Origin of the sequence: Kitasatospora sp. NPDC007106 (assembly GCF_040634455.1) — a bacterium.
GTDB lineage: Bacteria > Actinomycetota > Actinomycetes > Streptomycetales > Streptomycetaceae > Kitasatospora > Kitasatospora arboriphila.
Map to the genome: position 1 here is coordinate 1 of NZ_JBEYFP010000664.1, position 3287 is coordinate 3287.

Below are 3287 nucleotides of genomic sequence, written 5' to 3' on the forward strand. Positions count from 1 at the left end.
GCGCCGGCCGCCGCGGCGCGCCGGTCCGGCCCGCGTGCGGCGGGGCGGCTCGCCCCGTACGGGTTCGTCGCGCCGTTCTTCGTCCTGTTCGCCGCCTTCGGGCTGTTCCCGCTGGTGTACACCGCGTACGTGTCGCTGCACCGGGTGGAGCTGCAGACCTCGGAGCAGATGGACTGGCTGGGCCTGCAGAACTACACCCGGCTGTTCGAGGACCACTTCTTCTGGAACGCGCTGGGCAACACCTTCACCATCGGTGTGCTGTCGACCGTGCCGCAGCTGCTGATGGCGCTCGGCCTGGCGCACCTGCTCAACTACAAGCTGCGCGGCCGGACGTTCTTCCGGGTCGCGATGCTGATGCCGTACGCGACCTCGGTGGCGGCCGCCACTCTGGTCTTCGCCCAGCTGTTCGGCCGCGACTACGGTCTGATCAACTGGCTGCTCACCTCGGTCGGCCTCTCCCCGGTGGACTGGCAGGCGAGCACCTGGGCCTCGCAGCTCGGCGTGTCCGCGATCGTCACCTGGCGGTGGACGGGCTACAACGCGCTGATCTACCTGGCCGGCATGCAGGCGATCCCGGGCGAGCTGTACGAGTCGGCGGCGATGGACGGCGCCTCGCGCTGGCAGCAGTTCCGCCACGTGACGATCCCCGGTCTGCGTCCGACGATCGTCTTCACCGTGGTGGTGTCCACCATCGGCGCCACCCAGCTGTTCGGCGAACCGCTGCTGTACGAGGGCAACTCGGGCGGCGGCATCTCGCACCAGTACCAGACCCTCGGCCTCTACATGTACGAGCAGGGCTGGACCTTCTTCCACCTGGGCCGCGCGGCGGCCGTGGCGTGGGTGATGTTCCTGCTGATCGTGGTGCTCGCCCTGCTCAACGCGGCGATCGCCGCCCGGCGCAACCGTACGGACCGGTGATCGAGATGATGCTTGCCAAGCGCTCCCCCCTGCAGGGCGGCCCGCTCGCGTACGCGGTGCTGGGCACGGCCACGCTGCTGTTCGTCTTCCCGTTCTACTGGACGGTGGTGGCGGCCAGCCGGACCAACTCCGAGCTGAGCGCGGCGACTCCGTCGCTCACCCCGGGGCCGAACCTGTTCCACAACTTCGGCGAGGCGCTGCAGCAGGCCGCGATCGGCACCGCGCTGTGGAACTCGCTGCTGGTGTCCGCCGCGGTGACCGCCGGCGTGGTGCTCTCCTCGACGCTGGCCGGCTTCGCCTTCGCCAAGCTGCGCTTCCGCGGCCGCGGGCTGCTGCTGGCCGTCACGGTCGGCACCATGATGATCCCGCCGCAGCTGGGCGTGATCCCGCTGTTCATGGTGATCGTGAAGATGGACCTGCAGAACAAGCTGCCGGCGGTGATCCTGCCCTCGCTGGTCTCGGCGTTCGGCGTGTTCTTCATGCGGCAGTTCCTGATCCAGGCGCTGCCGGACGAGCTGATCGAGGCCGGCCGGGTCGACGGCGCCTCGGCGCTGCGGATCTTCCGCTCGATCGTGCTGCCGGTGGCCCGTCCGGGCATGGCCGTGCTCGGCATGCTGACCTTCATGGCCACCTGGAACGACTTCTTCTGGCCGATCGTCGCGCTGAGTTCGCAGAACCCGACGGTGCAGGTGGCGCTGAAGTCGCTCGGCCAGGGGTACGTACCGGACCAGTCGGTCGTGATGGCCGGCACCCTGCTCGGCACGCTCCCGGTGCTGCTGGTGTTCGCGCTGCTGGGCCGGCAGATCGTCGGCGGCATCATGCAGGGCGCCGTCAAGGGCTGAGCCGCCCCCGCCCCCGTGCATCCCCAACCACTCTCCCCGGAAGGCGACATGTCCGTCGAAGCCCTCCCCTCCCCCGTCCGCACCGGTTTCCCGGCCGGCTTCGTCTGGGGCGCGGCCACCGCCGCCTACCAGATCGAGGGCGCCGCCGCCGAGGACGGCCGCACGCCGTCCATCTGGGACACCTTCAGCCGCACGCCGGGCAAGGTCCGCAACGGCGACACCGGCGACATCGCCGCCGACCACTACCACCGGTACCGCGAGGACGTGGCCCTGATGGCCTCGCTCGGGCTCGGCGCGTACCGCTTCTCGCTGGCCTGGCCGCGGATCGTACCCGGCGGCCGCGGCCCGGTGAACGAGGCCGGCCTGGCCTTCTACGACCGGCTGGTCGACGAACTGCTCGAGGCCGGGGTCGCCCCGGTGGCGACGCTCTACCACTGGGACCTCCCGCAGGAGCTGGAGGACGCGGGCGGCTGGACGAACCGCGACACCGCGTACCGCTTCGCCGAGTACGCGCAGGTCGCGGCCGAGCGCCTCGGCGACCGGATCGGCACCTGGACGACGCTCAACGAGCCGTGGTGCAGCGCGTTCCTCGGGTACGGCAACGGCATCCACGCGCCGGGCCGCACCGACCCGGCAGCGGCCCTGACGGCCCACCACCACCTGCTGCTGGCGCACGGCCTGGGCACCGCGGCGCTGCGCTCGGCGCTGCCGGCGGACGCCGAGGTGTCGCTGACGCTGAACCTGGCGGCCGTCCGCCCGCTGACGCAGGACGCGGGCGACCTGGACGCGGCGCGGCGGATCGACGGCCTGGCGAACCGGATCTTCCTGGACCCGGTGTTCCACGGCCGCTACCCGGCGGACGTGCTGGCGGACACCGCGGGGGTCACCGACTGGTCCTTCGTCCACGACGGCGACCTGGCGGAGATCTCCCGCCCGATCGACTCGCTGGGGATCAACTACTACACCCCGACCGTGGTCGCCGCGGACGACCCGCAGAACCCGGCCACCCGCCAGGACGGCCACGCCGGCGACCTCTCGCCGTGGCCGGCCGACCGCGGCGTGCGCTTCCTGCCCGCCGAGGGCAGCCGCACCGCGATGGGCTGGCCGGTGGACGCCGACGGCCTGTACGAGCTGCTCACCCGGCTGCGCGACGACCTGCCGGGCCTGCCGCTGCTGGTCACGGAGAACGGCGCCGCGTACGAGGACTACTGCGACCCGACGGGTACGGTGCGCGACCCGGAGCGGATCGCCTACCTGCACGGCCACCTGGCCGCCGTCCGCCGGGCGATCGCCGACGGGGCGCCCGTCCGCGGCTACTTCCTCTGGTCGCTGCTGGACAACTTCGAGTGGGCGTTCGGCTACAGCAAGCGGTTCGGCATCGTCCACGTGGACTTCGCGAGCCAGCGGCGCACCCCCAAGGAGAGTGCGCGCTGGTACGCGGAGGTGATCCGGGCGGGGGACCTGCCGGCCTGACGGGCCGGCCGAGAACGCCGTGCGGCTGCCGGAGCCCCCACAGCCCCCGGCAGC

Annotated in this window: 3 protein-coding genes; all 3 read left to right on the forward strand. The window is 72.0% G+C overall.

The features are described from left to right. Positions 1–918 (forward strand): sugar ABC transporter permease (locus ABZ641_RS30380; RefSeq protein WP_359986936.1); only part of this gene is annotated, 918 nt, incomplete at its 5' end. A 5-nt stretch (positions 919–923) separates the two neighbouring features. Beyond that, positions 924–1760, forward strand: a complete 837-nt coding sequence (locus ABZ641_RS30385) for a carbohydrate ABC transporter permease (protein WP_344624533.1) — start codon at positions 924–926, stop codon at positions 1758–1760. Positions 1761–1808: 48 nt separating this feature from the next. Continuing rightward, positions 1809–3233 (forward strand): GH1 family beta-glucosidase, encoded by a 1425-nt coding sequence (locus tag ABZ641_RS30390; RefSeq protein ID WP_359986939.1) that lies wholly within the window; start codon positions 1809–1811, stop codon positions 3231–3233. Positions 3234–3287 lie beyond the last annotated feature (54 nt).